General features: G+C 47.5%; 19 protein-coding genes and 1 tRNA gene. 9 read left to right on the top strand and 11 right to left on the bottom strand.

Annotated features, from left to right (window positions below):
- Nucleotides 1-201 precede the first annotated feature (201 nt).
- Both LBCZ_RS08255 and LBCZ_RS08260 read right to left on the bottom strand, forming a co-directional pair.
- Nucleotides 202-1,416 carry an ABC transporter permease gene (locus tag LBCZ_RS08255; protein ID WP_025013353.1) on the bottom strand — a complete coding sequence of 405 codons (1,215 nt, stop codon included), beginning with the start codon at nt 1,414-1,416 and terminating at the stop codon, nt 202-204.
- Nucleotides 1,413-2,144 (bottom strand): ABC transporter ATP-binding protein, encoded by a 732-nt coding sequence (locus LBCZ_RS08260; protein ID WP_025013352.1) that lies wholly within the window; start codon nt 2,142-2,144, stop codon nt 1,413-1,415. Before LBCZ_RS08260 ends, LBCZ_RS08255 begins: the two co-directional genes overlap by 4 nt.
- A 97-nt stretch (nt 2,145-2,241) precedes the next feature.
- On the opposite strand from LBCZ_RS08260, the gene LBCZ_RS08265 reads away from it, so the two are divergent.
- The 3 genes from LBCZ_RS08265 to LBCZ_RS08275 all read left to right on the top strand — a co-directional run bounded on the left by LBCZ_RS08265 (nt 2,242) and on the right by LBCZ_RS08275 (nt 4,076).
- Nucleotides 2,242-2,676 carry an HIT family protein gene (locus LBCZ_RS08265; protein ID WP_025013351.1) on the top strand — a complete coding sequence of 145 codons (435 nt, stop codon included), beginning with the start codon at nt 2,242-2,244 and terminating at the stop codon, nt 2,674-2,676.
- On the top strand, nt 2,673-3,032 hold the full coding sequence (locus tag LBCZ_RS08270; RefSeq protein WP_025013350.1) for a YtxH domain-containing protein: 360 nt from the start codon (nt 2,673-2,675) through the stop codon (nt 3,030-3,032). Before LBCZ_RS08265 ends, LBCZ_RS08270 begins: the two co-directional genes overlap by 4 nt.
- Nucleotides 3,033-3,179: 147 nt before the next feature.
- Nucleotides 3,180-4,076 (top strand): peptidylprolyl isomerase, encoded by an 897-nt coding sequence (locus tag LBCZ_RS08275; RefSeq protein WP_025013349.1) that lies wholly within the window; start codon nt 3,180-3,182, stop codon nt 4,074-4,076.
- Between the two features lie 101 nt (nt 4,077-4,177).
- Here the strand turns inward: LBCZ_RS08275 and LBCZ_RS08280 are convergent, their stop codons facing one another.
- The 3 genes from LBCZ_RS08280 to LBCZ_RS08290 form a co-directional block, all read right to left on the bottom strand.
- Complete coding sequence (locus LBCZ_RS08280) at nt 4,178-5,146, bottom strand: 3'-5' exoribonuclease YhaM family protein (RefSeq protein ID WP_025013348.1); 969 nt, start codon at nt 5,144-5,146, stop codon at nt 4,178-4,180.
- A 191-nt stretch (nt 5,147-5,337) separates the two neighbouring features.
- A complete protein-coding gene (locus LBCZ_RS08285; protein ID WP_025013347.1) occupies nt 5,338-5,685 on the bottom strand; it encodes a YlbF/YmcA family competence regulator in 348 nt (115 codons plus the stop codon).
- 22 nt (nt 5,686-5,707) lie between these two features.
- The gene (locus LBCZ_RS08290) at nt 5,708-7,750 is read right to left on the bottom strand and encodes a PBP1A family penicillin-binding protein (protein WP_025013346.1); all 2,043 of its coding nucleotides are present in this window, start codon (nt 7,748-7,750) and stop codon (nt 5,708-5,710) included.
- Nucleotides 7,751-7,861: 111 nt separating this feature from the next.
- On the opposite strand from LBCZ_RS08290, the gene LBCZ_RS08295 reads away from it, so the two are divergent.
- Nucleotides 7,862-8,692, top strand: coding sequence for an RluA family pseudouridine synthase (locus tag LBCZ_RS08295; protein ID WP_039639144.1), 831 nt, complete (start codon nt 7,862-7,864; stop codon nt 8,690-8,692).
- 51 nt (nt 8,693-8,743) lie between these two features.
- Here LBCZ_RS08295 and LBCZ_RS15970 read toward each other — a convergent pair whose 3' ends face one another.
- The 4 genes from LBCZ_RS15970 to LBCZ_RS08315 all read right to left on the bottom strand — a co-directional run bounded on the left by LBCZ_RS15970 (nt 8,744) and on the right by LBCZ_RS08315 (nt 11,603).
- On the bottom strand, nt 8,744-8,926 hold the full coding sequence (locus LBCZ_RS15970) for a hypothetical protein (RefSeq protein ID WP_025013345.1): 183 nt from the start codon (nt 8,924-8,926) through the stop codon (nt 8,744-8,746).
- Between the two features lie 199 nt (nt 8,927-9,125).
- The gene (gene argR / locus LBCZ_RS08305; protein ID WP_025013344.1) at nt 9,126-9,581 is read right to left on the bottom strand and encodes an arginine repressor; all 456 of its coding nucleotides are present in this window, start codon (nt 9,579-9,581) and stop codon (nt 9,126-9,128) included.
- 49 nt (nt 9,582-9,630) lie between these two features.
- Nucleotides 9,631-11,313 (bottom strand): arginine--tRNA ligase, encoded by a 1,683-nt coding sequence (gene argS, locus LBCZ_RS08310; RefSeq protein WP_039639147.1) that lies wholly within the window; start codon nt 11,311-11,313, stop codon nt 9,631-9,633.
- Between the two features lie 219 nt (nt 11,314-11,532).
- Nucleotides 11,533-11,603, bottom strand: a tRNA-Gly gene (locus LBCZ_RS08315).
- Nucleotides 11,604-11,770: 167 nt separating this feature from the next.
- Between LBCZ_RS08315 and LBCZ_RS08320 the strand changes: the two genes are divergently transcribed.
- From LBCZ_RS08320 to LBCZ_RS08335, 4 genes are all read left to right on the top strand, one after another.
- The gene (locus LBCZ_RS08320; protein WP_025013343.1) at nt 11,771-12,157 is read left to right on the top strand and encodes a hypothetical protein; all 387 of its coding nucleotides are present in this window, start codon (nt 11,771-11,773) and stop codon (nt 12,155-12,157) included.
- Between the two features lie 12 nt (nt 12,158-12,169).
- Nucleotides 12,170-12,352 (top strand): hypothetical protein, encoded by a 183-nt coding sequence (locus LBCZ_RS08325; RefSeq protein WP_025013342.1) that lies wholly within the window; start codon nt 12,170-12,172, stop codon nt 12,350-12,352.
- A gap of 129 nt (nt 12,353-12,481) precedes the next feature.
- Nucleotides 12,482-13,423 (top strand): dihydroorotate oxidase, encoded by a 942-nt coding sequence (locus LBCZ_RS08330; RefSeq protein WP_025013341.1) that lies wholly within the window; start codon nt 12,482-12,484, stop codon nt 13,421-13,423.
- Complete coding sequence (locus LBCZ_RS08335) at nt 13,420-15,237, top strand: glycerophosphoryl diester phosphodiesterase membrane domain-containing protein (protein WP_032958858.1); 1,818 nt, start codon at nt 13,420-13,422, stop codon at nt 15,235-15,237. Before LBCZ_RS08330 ends, LBCZ_RS08335 begins: the two co-directional genes overlap by 4 nt.
- Nucleotides 15,238-15,356: 119 nt before the next feature.
- Here the strand turns inward: LBCZ_RS08335 and LBCZ_RS08340 are convergent, their stop codons facing one another.
- The gene (locus LBCZ_RS08340; protein ID WP_025013339.1) at nt 15,357-16,040 is read right to left on the bottom strand and encodes an adaptor protein MecA; all 684 of its coding nucleotides are present in this window, start codon (nt 16,038-16,040) and stop codon (nt 15,357-15,359) included.
- Nucleotides 16,041-16,554: 514 nt separating this feature from the next.
- A complete protein-coding gene (gene spxA, locus LBCZ_RS08345; protein WP_025013338.1) occupies nt 16,555-16,953 on the bottom strand; it encodes a transcriptional regulator SpxA in 399 nt (132 codons plus the stop codon).
- Between the two features lie 350 nt (nt 16,954-17,303).
- On the opposite strand from spxA, the gene LBCZ_RS08350 reads away from it, so the two are divergent.
- Nucleotides 17,304-18,548, top strand: a complete 1,245-nt coding sequence (locus LBCZ_RS08350; RefSeq protein ID WP_041084734.1) for an ISL3 family transposase — start codon at nt 17,304-17,306, stop codon at nt 18,546-18,548.
- Nucleotides 18,549-18,625: the final 77 nt, after the last annotated feature.

Consider the following 18,625-nt stretch of genomic DNA (forward strand, 5'->3'; position numbering starts at 1 on the left):
CTCCTTATATCTGGCCGCAGGAATGGTTCTAGTCATCAAAAAGACACTCCCAGGCGCTCGTGCGTCCACATTTCATATTACTAAGTTGCGATTTACCCGTCAAGACTAACTGCCAATTGCAGCTGACCTGACGAAATACGCAGGCTTTTCATTTTCCACCGAACGTTTTTGATTTGACTTAGAGCTGTCAGCAAAACAGGATTAAATCATGACGTGATGCTGTTTTAACCGCATGCGCGCATACCAGCGGGTAAATGCCCAGACGAAAAGTCCCCCGCCGATGAAGATTGACCCGGCTGCCAACCATTGCAGCCGAACAAGTGTCACAAGCGTAAATGTCAGTACTTCAATCAACAGCAAAACCGTTAACAGCTGCTCAAACGCAGCCGGCTTCTGCTCAGGCGCCACGGGATACAAATGCACAAAGACAATATCATCATACTGATAATAAAACGGTAACAGTTGGAACCCGACCATGTAAAGAAACAAGATGGCAAAGCCCAGCACCAGCCACCACGGTGACAAAACGGCCACGATCACGGCACCGATGACGAGTAAACGCACATACAAACCAAGGTATTCGCCGCCGCGCAAAAAGCCACGCAAATACAGGAATAGCCATGTCGTTGCCTGCTGGGGCTTGACCAGTTTCAACAAGCCATCCAGATATCGGCGTCGATGGACACTGTTGGCTAAGCCAGGCACATCGGTAAAGAGATTGTAAAACCGATACAGCCGCCCCATTCGTGCCTCTTCCAAGCTAATTAAAGCGGAAAAATTCAATTGTCCTTGGTCAAGCACCGATTTTAACTGCCATCTAAAAACAAGATCCAAGATTAACGCCACCAAAAGCGTCATGGCAGGATGAAGGTAAAATCCGCCAAACAAGGCGATGAACGCAATGCTAAGCAGTATAAGCCGCTGGTGATGCCAGCGAATCGGCAGGTGGTACCGCTGTAAAAACTGCAACCACAAATCGAGATCTTTAAACAACCACAAGGACACGAGCAATGCCATCGTTCCGCTTGCCGGATCCTGACCAAGCTGCGCAAATAACGGCCACATCGCTAAACTCGTAAACGTCAACAAGACGCCAGGTAGGATCATGCTATAATGGCGTGCCTTCAACAAATAAGCTTTAAAGGCTTCGGCTTTTGGCAACAAGAAAATTTGATCCGGTGCTTCCGCAAGCGTGGCCAGCTGACCAAGGCTCAGAAAGCCGGTGAAAATCAGAGCCAGTCCTAAAGCAAGCCATCCAGAAGGTTGCAAGGTTTTAACAATTTGACTATATGCATAAAGCGCATCGCCAAACAAAATCAGCAAAATCAAAACGAAATGATCGTTAAACACCAACCGCAAATATTTTTGCTGTTCTTGCACATGTTGACGGAGACGGGTTCGCCACAACTTGATCATGCTTTTTCCTCCGTCATCTTCATGTAAATATCATCCAGGCTGCCGTCCTGCAAACCGAATTGTTGCTTCAGGGAGGCCATGTCGCCGGTCGCCCGCACTTTTCCGGATTTGATCAACACAAACTCATCAGCATACTGCTGGGCGGTTGCCAGGATATGCGTTGACATGAGCACCGATGCCCCTTGCTGCTTTTTAGCCGTGACGATGTCCAAAAGATCATGAATGGCCAATGGATCAAGGCCGGTAAACGGTTCGTCGATGATGAACAATTGGGCGTGCGTCATAAACGCCGCCACAATCATCACTTTTTGTTGCATGCCTTTTGAAAATTTAGCCGGAAACCAGTCCAGCTTGTTGTCAAGGCGGAACCTTTTCAGCATCGCATCGGCTTCGCGCCAGGCTGTGTCTTTATCGAGGTCGTAAGCCATGATCGTCATGTCAAGATGTTCGCGCAGCGTCAACTCGGGATAAAGCACCGGAGTTTCGGGGACATAAGCTAGGCTTGCGCGAAACCCGGTCGGATCGGTTTTGAGCGTTTTGCCATCTAAGTCAATCGTGCCGGCTTGTGGCGTCAGTAAACCGATAATATGTTTAATGGTTGTCGATTTGCCTGCTCCGTTGAGGCCGATCAACCCGACAATTTTGCCTGAAGGTACCGAGAAGCTGATGTCTTTTAGAATTGTTAAATTGCCGTAACCGCCAGTGAGTCCATCAATTGTTAAAGTCATCTTACCAGTCCCTATCTGTATAATTTCAGTTAGGGATATGATAGCATGAAATCAAGGTTTCTATTAACAAAAGCGTAAGCAGAAATGAGGCAAGGACATGATTGATTGCATTTTTTGTAAAATTGTTCGCAATGAGATTCCCAACGTTACGGTTTATGAAGACTATGTCGTGAAGGCGTTTTTGGATATCACGCAGGTTACGCCGGGCCATACGTTAATCGTACCTAAGAAACACGTTCCCGATATTTTTGCCTATGATACCGACCTGGCCGCCGCAGTTTTTGAACGGGTGCCTAAAATTGCCCGGGCGATTAAGGCAAGCAACCCGGCCATCAAAGGCATGAACATTTTGAACAATAACGGCAAAGTTGCTTATCAAAGCGTCTTTCATTCACATATCCACTTGATCCCGCGCTACAGCGATCAAGACGACTTCGGTATGCATTTCGGTGACCACAGCGCTCAGTACGATAATGCCAAGCTTGAGGCAGTCGCCGCCAAAATTCGCAACCAGCTGGAGGCACAAGCATGAAATTTCGTCACGGCTTTTTATTAGGTGCGGTTGCCGGTACGATTTATGGAATATTAACGGCAAAAAAAACCGGTCCGCAACGGCAACAGGAGATCGCGGCTTATTTTAACGGCGTTGCAAATGGCGTCACCCAAGTTCGCCAAAGCATCAACCACCTCAGTGAGACGCTAACGAACTTGTCCGCTGAAGTTGATCAAACGCTCAAGCCAGCCATGAAAGACATTACCAACAGCGTCGAAACTTTCGAATTCGAAACGGCACCGCGCACGGACGCGATCCAGGAACATCTCGACAAGATCAATGAGGCAGTCAGCGATCTTGGCACCAAAGCACCGACGTCTACAGCAAAACCTTAACTAAAACATTGAAAATGGCCTAAGTAGTTGTCGCCAAGCCGTGACGGATTATTGAAAGTTATGTGAAGATCGGCGTATGGCGATAAGTTATGGTATAGTAGACGGCAGTGTTAAACAGAAACTTTTTAGATTAGGATGTGTGATTGCATGAAAAAATGGATTCTCGGCGTTGTTGGCTTGTTTGTAGCAGTGACCTTAGCAGGCTGTTCAAGCGGCACTGTTGCAAATATGAAGGGTGCCAAGATCACCAAAGATGAGTATTATAACGCTATGAAGAAGACCACCACCGGTCAAGCGACCCTACGTAACATGATCGTTTTAAAGGCGTTAGAACAACAATACCCGAACAAGGTGTCAGACAAAAAGGTCAACAGCCAGTTCAGCAAGCTGAAGAAGCAATATGGTTCTTCATTTGATTCAACGCTTGAACAAAACGGCTACACCGAATCAAGCTTCAAAGATCAAATCCGGACAACGTTGTATTCCGAAGTTGCTTTAAAGGACATGAAGAAGCCAACCACGAAGCAAATTGAAGCCCAGTGGAAGAAGTACCAACCAAAGATTCAGGTACAGCATATCTTGGTTAAGACCGAAGATGAAGCTAAGCAAATCATTTCCGATTATCAAAAGGATCCAACCGAAAAGAACTTCGAAGCTTTGGCCAAGAAGAACTCTATCGATACAGGTACCAAGAATAAAGGTGGTAAGTTAACTGCCTTCGATAACACGGATACCAGCTTGGATTCAACCTTCAAGACAGCTGCCTTCAAGCTCAAAAAGCCTGGCGATATCACGACAACACCGGTTAAGACCCAATATGGGTACCATGTCATTCGTGCCATTTCCATCGGCAAGAAAGGTACCATGAAGGAACACAAGAAGGATCTGGAAAATCAGATTTACACTTCATGGCAGAGTGATCAGACCGTGATGAACGGTGTTATTACCAAAGTCTTGAAGAAGGCTAACGTTTCAATTAAGGATAACGACCTTAAAGACGTTCTTTCAAGCTACCTGAGCAGCAGCTCAAGCACTTCCAAGTAAAACAGTAAGTACCAAGCAAGATAGCAAAAGGCTCGCGCTGACTTGGCGCGAGCCTTTTTGTGTACCCTCTGCTTTTTTCAAAGTGCACGTTGCTAATGACATCAATGCGGATTCGGAAATGTCTGACCGTTCGTCGGCCGATAAAAGCGCCGGTTATCCATGCCAAAAAGCCGTTCGGTAAACGTCCCTGGATCAACATGCTGGTAAGCGGTGGTCATCATATTGATGGACGCATCCATTTCATCCAGCTCATGTAACACCTGCGCCTCCAGGACCTGCGGACGAACCGGTGAGCCGTATTCAAGCAATCCGTGATGGGCCAAGACAACATGCCGCAACAGCAACATATCTTCCCCATTGATGTCGATTTTAAGCTGATGCGCAGCCAGCACGATTTGTTCGTCAATCAAAACAATATGCCCGATTAAATTCCCGGGAACCGTGTAATCCGTCGAAATCGGTCCGCTTAATTCGATGGTTTTACCCAAGTCATGCAAAATGGCTCCGGCGTATAGCAGACTTTTATTCAAACTCGAATACTGAGCGGTCACACTTTTAGCCAACCGCAAGATACTTAGCGTGTGAAACGCCAGCCCGCCAGCAAAAGCGTGGTGATTCGACTTAGCAGCCGGATAGCTGAAGAACGCTTTTTTATGATCGTTAATCAATTTGCGGACAATGCGATTCCAGTTGGCGTTGGTGATCTCAAAAATAAAGCTGTTCAGCTCTTCTTCCATGGCATTAGGTGCTTCCGGTGCCCGCTCGACGAATATTTTCGGATCGTTGCCTTCTTCCTGCGTTGCGAGCCGCATTGAATAAATCTTAATTTGCGGATTACCTTGGTAAAGTTCACGTTTCCCTGATAGCTGAACCACCTCACCCGCTTTAAACTGGGCAATATCGTTAGCCGTCGCATCCCAGAACTTCCCGGAAATATGGCCAGAGTTATCCTGGAAAATCATTGCGATAAATTTTTTGCCATTCTTGGCTACTCGAACTTCAGCCGATTTAATCAGCACGGGAAGCCGTACATCTTCTTCGTTATGGTAATCAAAAAGCCGTTTTGCCACGGTTGTCACCTTTTCCTTTACTATACAAGCTAACTAAATCATACCGATGTCGGTCCTAAAGTACAAGTAAGGTCTCAATTGCCCCTCACGTGTCGCCAAAATAAAAAAGCCCCAGAGAGAACGCTCTCCGGAACTTTTTCCAATGCAGGTTCATAAACGAATTCAGCACCTACACCGACCCAGTTTACCGATTAAGGTTTGCTTTGATAAACATCAATAATTGGCTGGGAAATGATCTTATTCAGTTCGTCCATCATCTGTGACAGGCCTTGTTCCTTGGCCATGAGATTTTGGATCGGTTGGATGTCGCGCATCTTTTCGCCAAGTGCCTGCAGCGATTTCACTTCTTCATCCGTGAAATCCTGTCCCTGCATTGACTTTTGCTGCATCTCATATTGCTTTTGCTGAAACTGTTGGAACAAGCCGTAAGCAACGGTGTCCAACTTCAACAAGTTAAATGCCTTCTTGAGATCCTGAAATTCCTGAGTGGTCTTGATATCTTCCGCCATCTGATTAGCGGTGTCGTAAACGTTTGCCATACTTTACCTCACTTTTTTGAGCCTATTTGAACCAGCCCTTGATATTATCATACCATTTTCCCACAGTTTGCTTGGCACTGTCTATGCCTTTATCGATACCATCTTGAATTCCTTGCCAAATATCGTCATTTTTTTCTGGTGTCTGAATACTTGCCATTTGTGCCGCATCCTTGGTATCAAAGGCGGTTTGCGGGGTATTGGGCATTAATTTGGACATTTCAAGCTTGAACAACGGTGCTACGCCAGAAGTGCTTGTGCCCTGCAGGAAATGCTGACTGTCGGTTGTCGGATAACCGATCCAGGTCGCATTGACGATATCCGGTGTATATCCGACAACCCACTGGTCTTTTGTACCATAGCCCCAACTGCTTGGCACTTCGGTACTGCCGGTTTTCCCGGCAATGGTGTAGCCAGATGGTTTGGCCGTCGAGCCGGTGCCTTCGTTGAACGTGCCAATCATCATGCTGGTCATTTCCTGGGCCACTTTTTTGGAGATGATCTGCCGGCTTGGCGGATTCGAATTATCGACCACCGTCTGGCCCGTCGCATCGACAATTTTACGGATAAAATGGGTCGTCGGCAGCTTACCGCCGTTGGCAAACGCCGCATACGCCCGCGCCAACATGAGCGGGGACACCCCATTTTTCAAACCCCCCAGTGCCGCTGCTAGGTTCTGGTCGCTTGATTTGAGTTGGATGCCGAAACGATCAAGACTGGAAACGCCTTTTTGAACGCCGATCTTGTTTAACAACCATACCGCCGGCGCATTAATCGAATCCGCCAGCGCCTTATACATCGGCACAGTGCCCAGATAAGTTCCCGTAGCATTGGTCGGTGTATATTGATTTTTGCCATAACTAAGCTTTTCGTCTTTCAAAATCGAATCGTAATGGTAGCCATTTTCCAGTGCGGGCGTGTAAACCATCAGCGGCTTAATCGTCGAACCGGGTGAATTACGCAGCTGGGTGGCATAGTTAAACCCTAAGAAGGTATGCTCACCGCGATTGCCCACGACTGCGCGCACACCACCGGTTTTGGGATCCAAGATGATGGAGGCACCTTGAACCTGTTTACCATCCGCAGCATCGGCCGGGAATGCCCAGTTCTGCTCAAAACTGGTTTGCAGGTTCTGCTGATACGTTTGATCTAAGTTCGTGTAAATCTTATAACCTTTGTTCAAAATGTCATCAACACTAATACCTTCACTCCGCGCTTCTTCAATAACCGAGTCGAAATAAGACGGGTATTTCTGCGCATTAGCCGTTGAAAAGGCATCGACAACCTGCACCGACTGGGCTTTAGCCGCATTGGCCTGAGCCTGGGTTAACTTATGGTTGTCGGCCATCAGTTGCAAAACAACGTTGCGTCGCGAAATGGCGTTGTCTTTATGGTCAGCAGGATTGTAGTAACTGGGATTCCGCAGCATCCCTGCTAAAATGGCCCCTTCACTGGCATCCAATTGACTGGCATTTTTGCCAAAATACCGTTTCGCCGCATCCTGCACGCCCCAAACACCATTGCCAAAATACGCATTGTTGAGATACATGGCAAGGATATCCTGCTTGGAGTAAACTTTATTCAGCTGAATGGCCATGAACAATTCCTGCGCCTTACGCATGATCGTCTGTTTCTGTGTCAATAACGTATTCTTGGCGAGTTGCTGGGTGATCGTACTGCCACCACCCATAATCTGACCGTGGTGAATAACATAATTGAATGCAGACCGCAGAATCCCCTTAATCGAAAAACCGCCATTGGTATAAAAAGTTCGATCTTCCGTTGAGATCACTGCATTTTGAACCTGCTTACTAATGTCGTTTAACTCAACATAGGTCCCTTTTTGGCCATACAATGTCCCTGCTTCTTCATTGTTATCATCATAAATGACCGTTTTGGTTTGCAAGGTACTTTTAATATTTTGAACATCAGCGGTTTTGGCTTTATAAGTAAACCAGGCAGAGAACACCAAAATGACCGTTAGTCCGATTAAAATCAGCCAACGAATCACCTGAAACCGGCGGAAGAACCACCGAATGCCCTGCCAGACACGTGATAAAAATTCCATGCCTGCCCTCCTATTGTGAATCTTATTTATTGTAGCATAGCCAGGCGCTGCCTAAATCCCGGCTTCAGGTTTTTAAGCAAACTTTATGGACAAAGGAAACGAGGAAAACTTTTGTTATTTCAAACCATCGCCATTGCTAAAGCGCATGCCAGCCTGCGTGATCAGCTTCAATCCTGGTTGATTCCCCGCAAACGGCAACATCAGATGCGCGTTGCCCGTTCGATCCAGGTAAATGGGCATTATCGCCATTTTAACGAACCAGTAGTCACCGGTGACCGTGTCGCCATGACTTACGACGAACCGATTCGCCTGGCCTATGTGTCGGAAACGCCTCACCTCAATATCCGCTTTGAAGACGACAACTTACTCATTGTCGACAAACCTGCAGGCATGAAAACCCATCCGAATCAGCCGGGAGAAACCGGCACCTTGATGAATCAGGCTGCAGCGTATTTGGCCCCACAGCCGGCGCTAATCACGCACCGGCTCGATATGGCAACTAGCGGACTTTTAGTCATTGCCAAAAATCCCCTGGCACAAGCCATCATTAATCGGCAGCTGGCGACCAAAACCATGCACCGCGACTATCTTGCCGTGGTTCAGCGCGGCATCCCCAAAGAAGGCCGTATTGACGCACCAATCGGCCATGATCCGCAAGACAAACGCAAGCGGATGATTCGGCCTGACGGTGCGCCGGCTGTCACTCATTACCAACGAATTGCGGAAACGGCGACGACTGCCACTGTTCTGCTTCGCCTGGAAACCGGCCGCACCCACCAGATCCGCGTCCATCTCGCCAGCATCGGCTATCCAATTATCGATGATCCATTATACGCATCGCCAAGTGATGAACCGCGAATGCGCCTGCACGCCTATCGCGTTCGCCTTACAAAGCCGCTCAGTGACGAACAACTCGCCGTCACTAGTCCGGTGCCATTTTAGGTGATCGGTCGCATAGAAAGACGAGGCCGAGCCATAATTTTGCAAGAGCGTTCATAGATTAGTGAATTCCGAACGATCAAAAATCTTAGGCAATAAATTCCAAGCCGTGCCAAACTCCGCAACCTCCGGCCAGATGGTGCTGGAACGCTGTGACGGCGCTTTGAGCCAGAAAACCACTGTCTCAAAGTCGCCTAACAACATCAGCGACAAGCCCAGTCGCTGTGTTGTTTGCACGGCTGAGCCCCATCTGGCCTACGATTGCTCCGCTTTGGCACTCATATCTTAATAATCCTATCAAATTCTCCTGGGAAAACAAAAAGCGGACATACCCAAATTAGTGTTGTAGTATGTTCGCTTCTGTATTGTTGCTATGAATTATGATTCAGCCACGTCTTTTATCAACTCGTCACGCCTCAACCAAACAACACCGCCATCACCGTTCAAAAGCATGCCGATACGCTTCTTCAAACCACTTCGCCTGCTCTTCATCGGGACTGATGACCACGATGGTATCATGACCGGCGATGGTGCCGACGACCTGATCGAAATCGATATCGTCGATGATGGCAGCCAGCAGGTTACCGTTACTCGGCAGTGTTTTGATGACATTCATAAATTGAACCCGGGTGATTGACAAGCCGACTTCACGGATCGAACGGCCTAGACGCTCGAGTTGTGATTCCGCCGAGCCACGAAAAATCGTATACCGCAGCGTTCCTGTTGCATCTTGTGCCTTCACGATTTTCATTTCGCGAATATCGCGGGAAATCGTTGCCTGTGTGGCATCAATGCCGGCCGCCTTTAATGCTGCCAGAAGCTCTTCTTGGGTGGCAATTGGCTTTTGGTTAATAATCCGCGCCAACGCTGCCTGTCGTTCATTTTTGTTCATCCCAACACCTCCACCATGACGCTGTCGCTAGTCGCGATGATCTGACGGACTACATCTCTTCCGGTGCGGCCACACCGAGCAAATGCAAGGCATTCTCCAAAACCTGCGTGGTCGCCTTCACCATCGCCAGCCGTGCCGGCAATTCGCTGTCTTCGACCAAAACTTTGACGTTGGCATAATACTGATTGAACGCTTTGGCCAAACGCAAGGCATACTTGGCAATCACGGAAGGTTCATACTCCTTGGCAGCACGCGCAACAATGGCTGGGAAGTCGCCTAATGCCCGCAAAACATCCCATGCAGCCGGATCGCTCAAGGCAACTTCCGGCGCAGGCGCAATGTCTGCTTTCCGCAAAATGCTGTGCGCCCGGGCATTGGTATATTGGACATAAGGACCGGTTTCGCCTTCAAACCGAACCACTTCTTCCAAATTGAAATCAAAGTTGTCCAAACGTTCATTTTTCAGGTCGTGGAAAATAACCGCCCCGACACCCACTTCATGGGCCACCTTTTGCGCATTCGGCAAATCCGGGTGCTTTTCGGCAATTTGCTGCTTGGCTAGATCAACCGCATCGTTTAAAACTTTTTCCAGCAAAATAATGTTGCCACGGCGAGTTGACAGCTTCTTGCCATTCGCCGTAATCAAACCAAACGGAATATGGTGAATATCATTGGCCCATTCATAACCCATCTCCAGCAAAACTGCTTTCAACTGCTGGAAATGCTCGCGCTGTTCATTACCAACCACATACAGGCTTTGGACAAAGTGATAGTGATTCTTGCGGAAAATTGCCGCAGCAAGGTCACGCGTCATATAAAGCGTAGCGCCATCGGACTTCTTGATCAGCGCCGGATTAAGGTTGTACTTGCTTAAATCGACAATTTCAGCACCTTGACTGGTTTTGAGCAGATGTTTGTCCTCAAGCGTTTTAACCACACTGTCCATTTTGTCGTTGTAAAAAGCTTCCCCGTTGTAAGAATCAAAATCTACGCCGAGGATCTTGTAAATGCGGTTGAATTCAGCCAGTGACACGGTCCGGAACCAGCGCCATAGCGTGAGTGCTTCGTCATCGCCATCTTCAAGGCGTTTGAACCATGCCCGTGCTTCTCCTTCCAATTCGGGGTCCTTTTCGGCTTCCTCATGAAACTGCACATAATAGTGAAGCAGGTTTTTGATCGGATCGGCTTTGACCGCATCTTCGGAGCCCCATTTTTTATAGGCCACGATTAACTTACCGAATTGGGTGCCCCAGTCGCCAAGGTGATTGATTTTAATTGGACTGTATCCGACTTTTTCCAAAATATTGGCCAGCGCATTGCCGATAACCGTCGAACGCAGATGGCCCATTGACATTGGCTTGGCAATATTAGGGCTGCTCATATCGATCGGGACATTGCCTTTGCCCAACTCGGCATCGCCGTAATGCTCGCCTTCCTGCGCAATGGCTTTCAGGACTTCGTGGGCAAAACTAATCTTGTCCAAATAAAAGTTCACATAACCGCCAACCGCTTTAACCTGTTCAAATGGCGCCGCATCGATTTTTTCCACCAAATCGCTGGCAATCATTTTGGGTGCGCGATGCAGGATTTTGGCTAATGAGAAAGTTGGAAAAGCATAATCACCTAAGTCAGATGATTTAGGCGTTTCAACTAACGCGGCAATCTTCGCTTCATCCAGTTGACCCGCCAAGGCTGGTTTAAGGGCATTGACAACAAGTTCTTTAAAATCCATAAGTTCCTCCTAAAATGATGATGCCACGAAAAAAGACCCATCTCTCCCTTATCGAAGAGACGAGCCTTTGCCCGCGGTACCACTCTACTTGACATATGTCCACTCAAAACACTGATCCTCAAAAGCGCGCCGCCTGGTCTGACGTGATCGTTTGCACTAGCCGATCTCACTGTCAAAACGCCGATTGACCTGACATCCTCTTTCTCTTCGGACCTATACAGCGGTCGACGAGAATCGAACTCGCGACACCAGCTTGGGAAGCTGGAGTTTTACCACTAAACTACGACCGCAAATCAACGCATATAAGTGTATCACGGCGATGCGCATTTGCAAAGCCGCAATCGGTCTTTTTTTCTATGATTTCAATGAGAAAACATCTTAAAAATGAGTGCGTGTAATTTTGTTGTTAATCTTTCTCACCGTGCTATAATAATAGGAAAGAAGAGGAGTGGTCGAGATGGCAAAAACGGGACGTCACTATTATTTCGTGGCGCGCAACGAGAAAACCAAAACTGGTTATCGCATTAGTTTTCCTAATATCCCTAATGCTGAGGCAGTCGGGACAACGTATGAAGAAACCGTTTATTATTCATATCGGGTCTTGGCTGATTTCTTAAGCCATCTGCCAAAAAAAGAAGCCGAGATTCGCGCCTATACACTGTCAGATATTCCGGATACTGTTTCAAGTAAAGTTTTCTACTCGTTAGTGAGCGTCACGCCAGACTTTGATCCCCACAAGATGGAGACACACTTTACCTTACCGCAAACGCCGCCAGACGATATTCGGCAAAAAGCCGCCAAACTAGCGGGATTGGTAACGCCGAATGACAATGTTGCTTTATAGGACACAGATAAGATGCAAACTTTTCAAATGATCTTGTTGGTAATCTTTGTCATCTGTGTTCTAACGGCTTTTGTCGGTTTATTGAGTTGGTTGGTGTTAATGCTTAGGCATCAGCCGCCTGATCGCGCTCGTCGTTTGGCGCTGATGAGTGGTGCGGTTGCTTTAATTGCTTTGATTTTGAATGCCTTCACTTAATGATTAACGCTCCGTACGCCATCTTTTCCGCGATGCCGGGGCGTTTTTGTTTGGCTGGCGAGCCGGTGACTGGTTTCTGGCGCTTTTCTATGCTTAAATGGGAGCAGCAAATATTGAAGGAGTGGGCACATGACTGATCTGCATACAAGTATTGATGAGTTTCAATTTGACAACGTATTTATGAACGCAAGTGGCGTACGCTGCTACACCAAAGACGAACTGGATGAACTGGCAGAAAGCGATGCCGGAACTTTGGTTACCAAGAGCGCGACCCAGGCAAAGCGACTTGGCAATCCCAGCCCGCGATATGCCCGCTTAGAACTAGGATCGATTAATTCCATGGGGCTGCCTAATGAAGGTCTCGAGTATTATTTGGATTATGCGTTGAGCTTTCAAAAAGCCCATCCTGACAAGCCGATTTTTCTGTCAGTTGCCGGTCTTTCCATGGAAGAAAATCTGGCGATGGCCCACACCATTGAAGATTCAGACTTTAACGGGTTGGTTGAGTTCAATTTAAGCTGCCCGAATGTTCCCGGCAAGCCGCAGACCGGTTATGACTTTGACCGGACACAGGAAGTTTTGACCAATCTCTTTAGCTTCTTTACCAAACCGGCCGGTGTCAAGTTGCCGCCTTATTTTGACCTCGCGCAATTTGACCAGATGGCGGCGATTCTCAATCAATTCCCGCTTAAATTCGTCAATTCGATTAACAGCCTCGGCAACGGCCTTATGATTGATCCGGAAACCGACACGGCGTTGATCAAGCCTAAAGGTGGCTTTGGCGGCATCGGCGGTGCCTACGCCAAACCAATCGCACTTGCTAACGTCCGGGCTTTTGCGCAGCGCCTCGATCCTAAGATTCAACTGATCGGCACCGGTGGCGTGACCAACGGCCGGGATGCTTACGATTTGATTCTAGCCGGCGCAAGTCTTGTCCAGGTAGGTACCCTCTTGCAAGAAGAAGGCCCAGCTGCGTTCACGCGGCTTACCCGGGAGTTACGCGCCGTGATGCAGACTAAAGGCTATAATGCCATTAGTGACTTCAAGGGGCAATTGAAAGTCTTATCATGAACGAAAGGATTAAAGTCTGGGCGTATTTTAAACACAATAGTCAAGACTTTGCCCGGCACTGGGGCGCCTATTTTCTGCTTATTAGCGTGACCAATTTAGTTGTCGGTCTCGCCATCATCCCACTACTAACTTTCGGTGCCCAACAAGTCTTACGCTTAGGAAAGGTACCCTATATTACTTTGACTAACCTGGGACAGATTGCCACGGCCAAACCGGTCACAGCACTGTTACTGGTGCTAATCGGACTGATATTGCTGTTGTTTGTTTACTGGCAGTTTGCATTTTTGTTGTTAGGCATTCAAAACATTCATCGGCAAACACACTTAAGCTTTAGGCAACTGGCCGGCGCCACTATTAGGAAAACCAGGCGCCTGACACCCACGACCATTGTGAGTTTAATTGCTTACTTCGTGTTAATCTTCCCCTTTTCAAGCATCGTCTTTAAAACCAGTTTATTGGCAAAACTGACCATTCCTGATTTCATCATCGATTACATTTTTGACCGGTGGTATTTAACCGTTTTGATCGTGGTGCTTTATTTATTGGGCACTTGGCTGGCTATTCGCCTCTTGCCTTTACTGCCCGCACTAATCCTCAATGATCAATCGCCGCGGGCAACGGTGGTTCGCAGCTGGCGGGCAACCCGCGGTCAAACCTGGCGAACTTTATGGGCAGTTATCCTGATTGTGATTCCCGTGTTGGTGTTTTCTATCCTGCTAGTCGCTGGTCTGTACGCATTTCAAACCTATCTTGACCAGCAATGGCAGCAATGGTCGTTGCTTGGTGCCACGATCAACCTTGGCTTGTTACAGGCAGCGATGTTGCTGATCACGGTCTTCTTCACCGTCATGCTTTACCAACTGGCGACTTCGCAAGCGGAAACGTTTCATCTGATCGACAGTCAGGACCACGTTGTGCAAGTACCAAAGCCGCGGCGCAATTGGATTTTTAGAATGAGTGCATTTGCCTTAATCATGGTGATTATCGACGGAACGAGTCTCTTTTATCATGCCTACCTGATCGGCGCGTTAACCACCCAGCCGTTAACGATCTCTCACCGCGGTGTCGATAACGGCAACGGGGTTCAAAATACCATTCCGGCGCTCTTGGCAACTGCCAAAGAAAAACCGGATTATGTCGAAATGGATCTTCATGAAACCAAGGATCATAAGTTTGTCGTCATGCACGACGAGAATCTGAAGGCTCTAACTGGCAAAGACGCTGCGCCCCATCAACTGACGCTGGCGGAAATCACACAGCTGACCGCGCATGAAAACGGCCACGCAGCCAAGGTCGCAAGCTTTGACCAATATTTGGCCGCAGCTGAACAGGTTCATCAAAAACTGCTAGTGGAGATCAAAACCACGCCACAGGACAGTCCGCAGATGATGGATCGATTCATCAACCGCTATGCCAAACGCTTATTAGCCAATCATGATCAAGTACATTCGCTTGATTACGGTGTGGTTAAGACGCTGCGCAAACGGGTTCCGAAGCTTAAGACGTTCTTTATTTTACCGTACACGTTGGTTTTCCCAGAAACGCCAGCTAGCGGCTATACGTTAGAATCAACCACACTTTCTACCACGGTTGCTGATCAAGCCCACGACCATCATCAAGCTGTCTATGCTTGGACCATTAACGATCCTGATGACATGCAGAAAATGGCGTTCATGGACGCTGATGGCATCATTACTGATCAGTTGCGTCTGTTAAAGACGACGTTGCGCGAGATGAATGATCACCCTAGTTATGCTGATCAGCTCTTGAATTATTTGAATGGTTTTTCAACCGAAGACAATGCACCATTTTAAGCCATTAAATGATTGTCTCACGTCCAAAACGCTAACAAAACAAAAGCCGACAACACTTCCAAAACTGGAAATGTTGCCGGCTTTTTAACGATCTAGAAAGCTCATTCGCTAATCCTATTTTATTTAAAGTAATAACGTGCCGTTTCTAACGCACTGGTTTCCATTAAGCGTTTGCCATACTCGGACAGAACCGCAGATGACAATGGCGAACGATCACCAAATTCCAGTGCAACCGCCATCTCGTCACGGGCTTCGTTAGAGGAAATCTCATTAGGATAGAACGTTAATACGAGGTAATAATTTTGCTTATACCGGTAAAGGTCGCTCTTTCCGCCTTCCAAACGCAGCGTCTGCGCAAGGCTGATAAAGTCTTCAAAGTCCTTTAATTTCAAAACGAGTTCGGTTTGCGGAGCCTTTTTAGCGTCAATATAACCGCCTTCGTCGACTGACTGCTGATCGTGTTGATCATTGGCGTCTAAGCCCTGCAGCTGCTGACGAATATAATCCGGTACTTGGGTGTCCGTACTGTCATCATCAGAACCGGTGTCGCTATCATCATTCTTTTGACCATTCTTACTGATCAACAATTCGAGCCCGGATTGACTTGGCATGACCTGAAACGTCACGGCCTCGTTTGTGGCAAACGTATGGTCTTTGTCAACTTCATCAAGGATACTGTAAAAGAAGCTCTCAATCTGCTTGTGATTGCCAAGCAGATCCAATACCGTAATCCCCCGCTGCGCTAGATCATCGTTACCTAACATGACCCGGATCGTATTTGCATTAATCCGTTCCATTTCCATGATTGCTGCACCTCACTTTAGTCACGGAACCCTGAGTTCTGTGGTTCATCACATGACCACTTACTACATTATAGCAGATTTACTACGTCAAGGCATTCTACCGCACGTAAGCGCTATGATCAAGTCTAGTGCACAGAGCGTGAGCAGGCCCGGTTAGAAACCGGAGCATAAGTGGCCTCGAACCTAAATGGCCAAAGCCCAGCCATTTAGGTTCGAGGTCCTTATGTGGAGGTTTCTGGGCCTGCGAGCGCGTTTCGGAGCCGGATTGCCCCACACCCCTCAATCTGGCCACAGTGCAGTGACCAAGGCCCGTATTGCAAGGCTTTTGGCCAGTCAACGCATTTCAGAACCAAATCCTCCCCCCAAAAAAATTTATTCGTCAAAACGAAAAAATGCCCCAACACTTATACGCGTGTCGAGACAATTTGTTATTTGTTTTATGATTAATGACCGATTGGCTGCTAGCTTGTGTAAGTACAACAGTCACGCGGGTAAAAAACCACGACTTTTCAAATTAAAATCCTGCCAATAATTGCGCCTGTTGAAGTTCCAAGGTACGCACAGACCGCGGCAAAAAGCGCCGGATCTCGTCTTCGTTATAACCAACCTGAAGACGCTTGTCGTCCATCATGATCGGCCGCCGCAGTAAACCCGGATATTTTGCTACCAGTTTAATCAGCGTGCCAGTCGATAACTCATCGATGTTAATCCCTAGCTCCTGGAAGATCTTCGAACGTGTTGAAATAATTTCTTCGGTACCCTCTTCGGTCATCATCAATAACCGCTTGATTTCATCAACGTTCAATGGATCAGAAAAAATATTACGTTCTGTAAAAGGAATCTTATTTTCCTTTAACCAGGCGCGCGCCTTCCGACAAGATGTGCAACTTGGGGACGTGTATAAAATAACCATGAGCGCTCGCTCCTTTTTCTTTGACGAGGAATCCTTCTCAACTACAGGTATAGTATACGAGATTGCCTCGAAGCGGCGCAATCATATTCAGAAAAATAATTTTTTAAAAATTGAAAATCCAATTTTGAAATCTCTGTAGATCTCTGCACAATCAACGTTTTTATAAGTTTTCTTGTGAAAAATAGCTCAAGTTATAATAACTAATTTTTTAGGGTCTACACTTTCTGGTGTTGAGAAATAATCAACACTGAACGTATAGGCCCTTTTTGGATAACGCAAAAAGACACCTACTCAGTGTCCATGCTATGCTTGTTAGCGTCGAAACCAAAAGCAAGCGAGGTTATGAGTAAATGTCCCAATACGATCCTACACTGTCCGTCCTTGGAATACCAGACCATAATATCAAAGTAGCCTTTGTTCGTCATGAATATCGCGGCAACGGGGTACGTCGCCGCCAGTATCATGTGATTGATGCCGAGCTGACTTACCGGTTAACCCGGTGCCCACTGTGTGGCTTTGAGGCCTTGCACCCTAACGGGTTTTACACGGCCCACGTGCGCGTCCCCAACGGGGTTGAAATGCCGACAGTCATTGACTTGCACAAGCAACGATGGCGCTGTCATAACTGTTACCACACAGTCAGTGCCAAGACGCCACTCGTGCAACCCAACCACACGATCGCCGCTCACATGACAGAACGAATCATGAAGTTAGCGCATGAACGGTTGCCGGTCAAAACCATCGCCCGTATTATCGGAATCTCAGCCTCCTCGGTTCAACGGATCATTGACCAAAATCTCAAACTCCGACCGGCTCGCCGGCTACCCACGCGACTCTGCTTTGATGAGTTCCGTTCCACTCATGGCATGATGTCGTTTATCTGTCTTGATGCCGATTCAAATCGTCTGATTGCCTTGCTTGGTGACCGATTCAACCGAACGATTAAAAACTTCTTCATCGCTCATTATTCACTCGCTGAACGCACTAGGGTCCAGACGGTCACCATGGACATGAATGCAGCTTATCAGACGATTATTCATGAGGTTTTCCCCAAGGCCCAAGTCGTCATTGATCGGTTCCATATCATTCAACTTGCGGCTCGTGCCCTTGATCAGGTACGCGTCCAAGCGCTCAAACAGCTTGATGACAAGCACAGCCGTCCTTATAAGATCATGAAGACAAACTGGCGGCTTTTTCATCAAACTGCGCCTGACGCTAAACACAAACAGTTCCTGTTTGGTTTGAATGAAGACGTCACGCAACAGGAGGCCATCGATATCGCACTTGATACTGAGCCCAAGCTCAAGCAAACCTACGAGACCTACTTAGCGCTTCATGATGCTTTGATGGTGAAGAAACATCCCGCGGAACTGGCAAACCTGTTAGCTACTTACGAGCCAAACGGTACGGCAATGGACATGACGATCGCGACGCTTAAGCGACACAAAGTCGCTGTTCTCGCCGCTGTCACCAGCCCTTATTCCAACGGTCCGATCGAAGGGGTTAACCGCCTCATCAAGTCACTCAAACGATCCTGTTTTGGCTTCAAGAATCAGCTGAACTTCTTCAAACGAATCTACCAAATCACGGCATAACATGACAAAGACGGCTCCCCAAATGGAGAACCGCCTCAAATGATAAATTTATTCTTCAACACCAGTTGACGCAGAGC

The sequence above is a fragment of the Lacticaseibacillus casei DSM 20011 = JCM 1134 = ATCC 393 genome, assembly GCF_000829055.1.
Classification (GTDB): domain Bacteria; phylum Bacillota; class Bacilli; order Lactobacillales; family Lactobacillaceae; genus Lacticaseibacillus; species Lacticaseibacillus casei.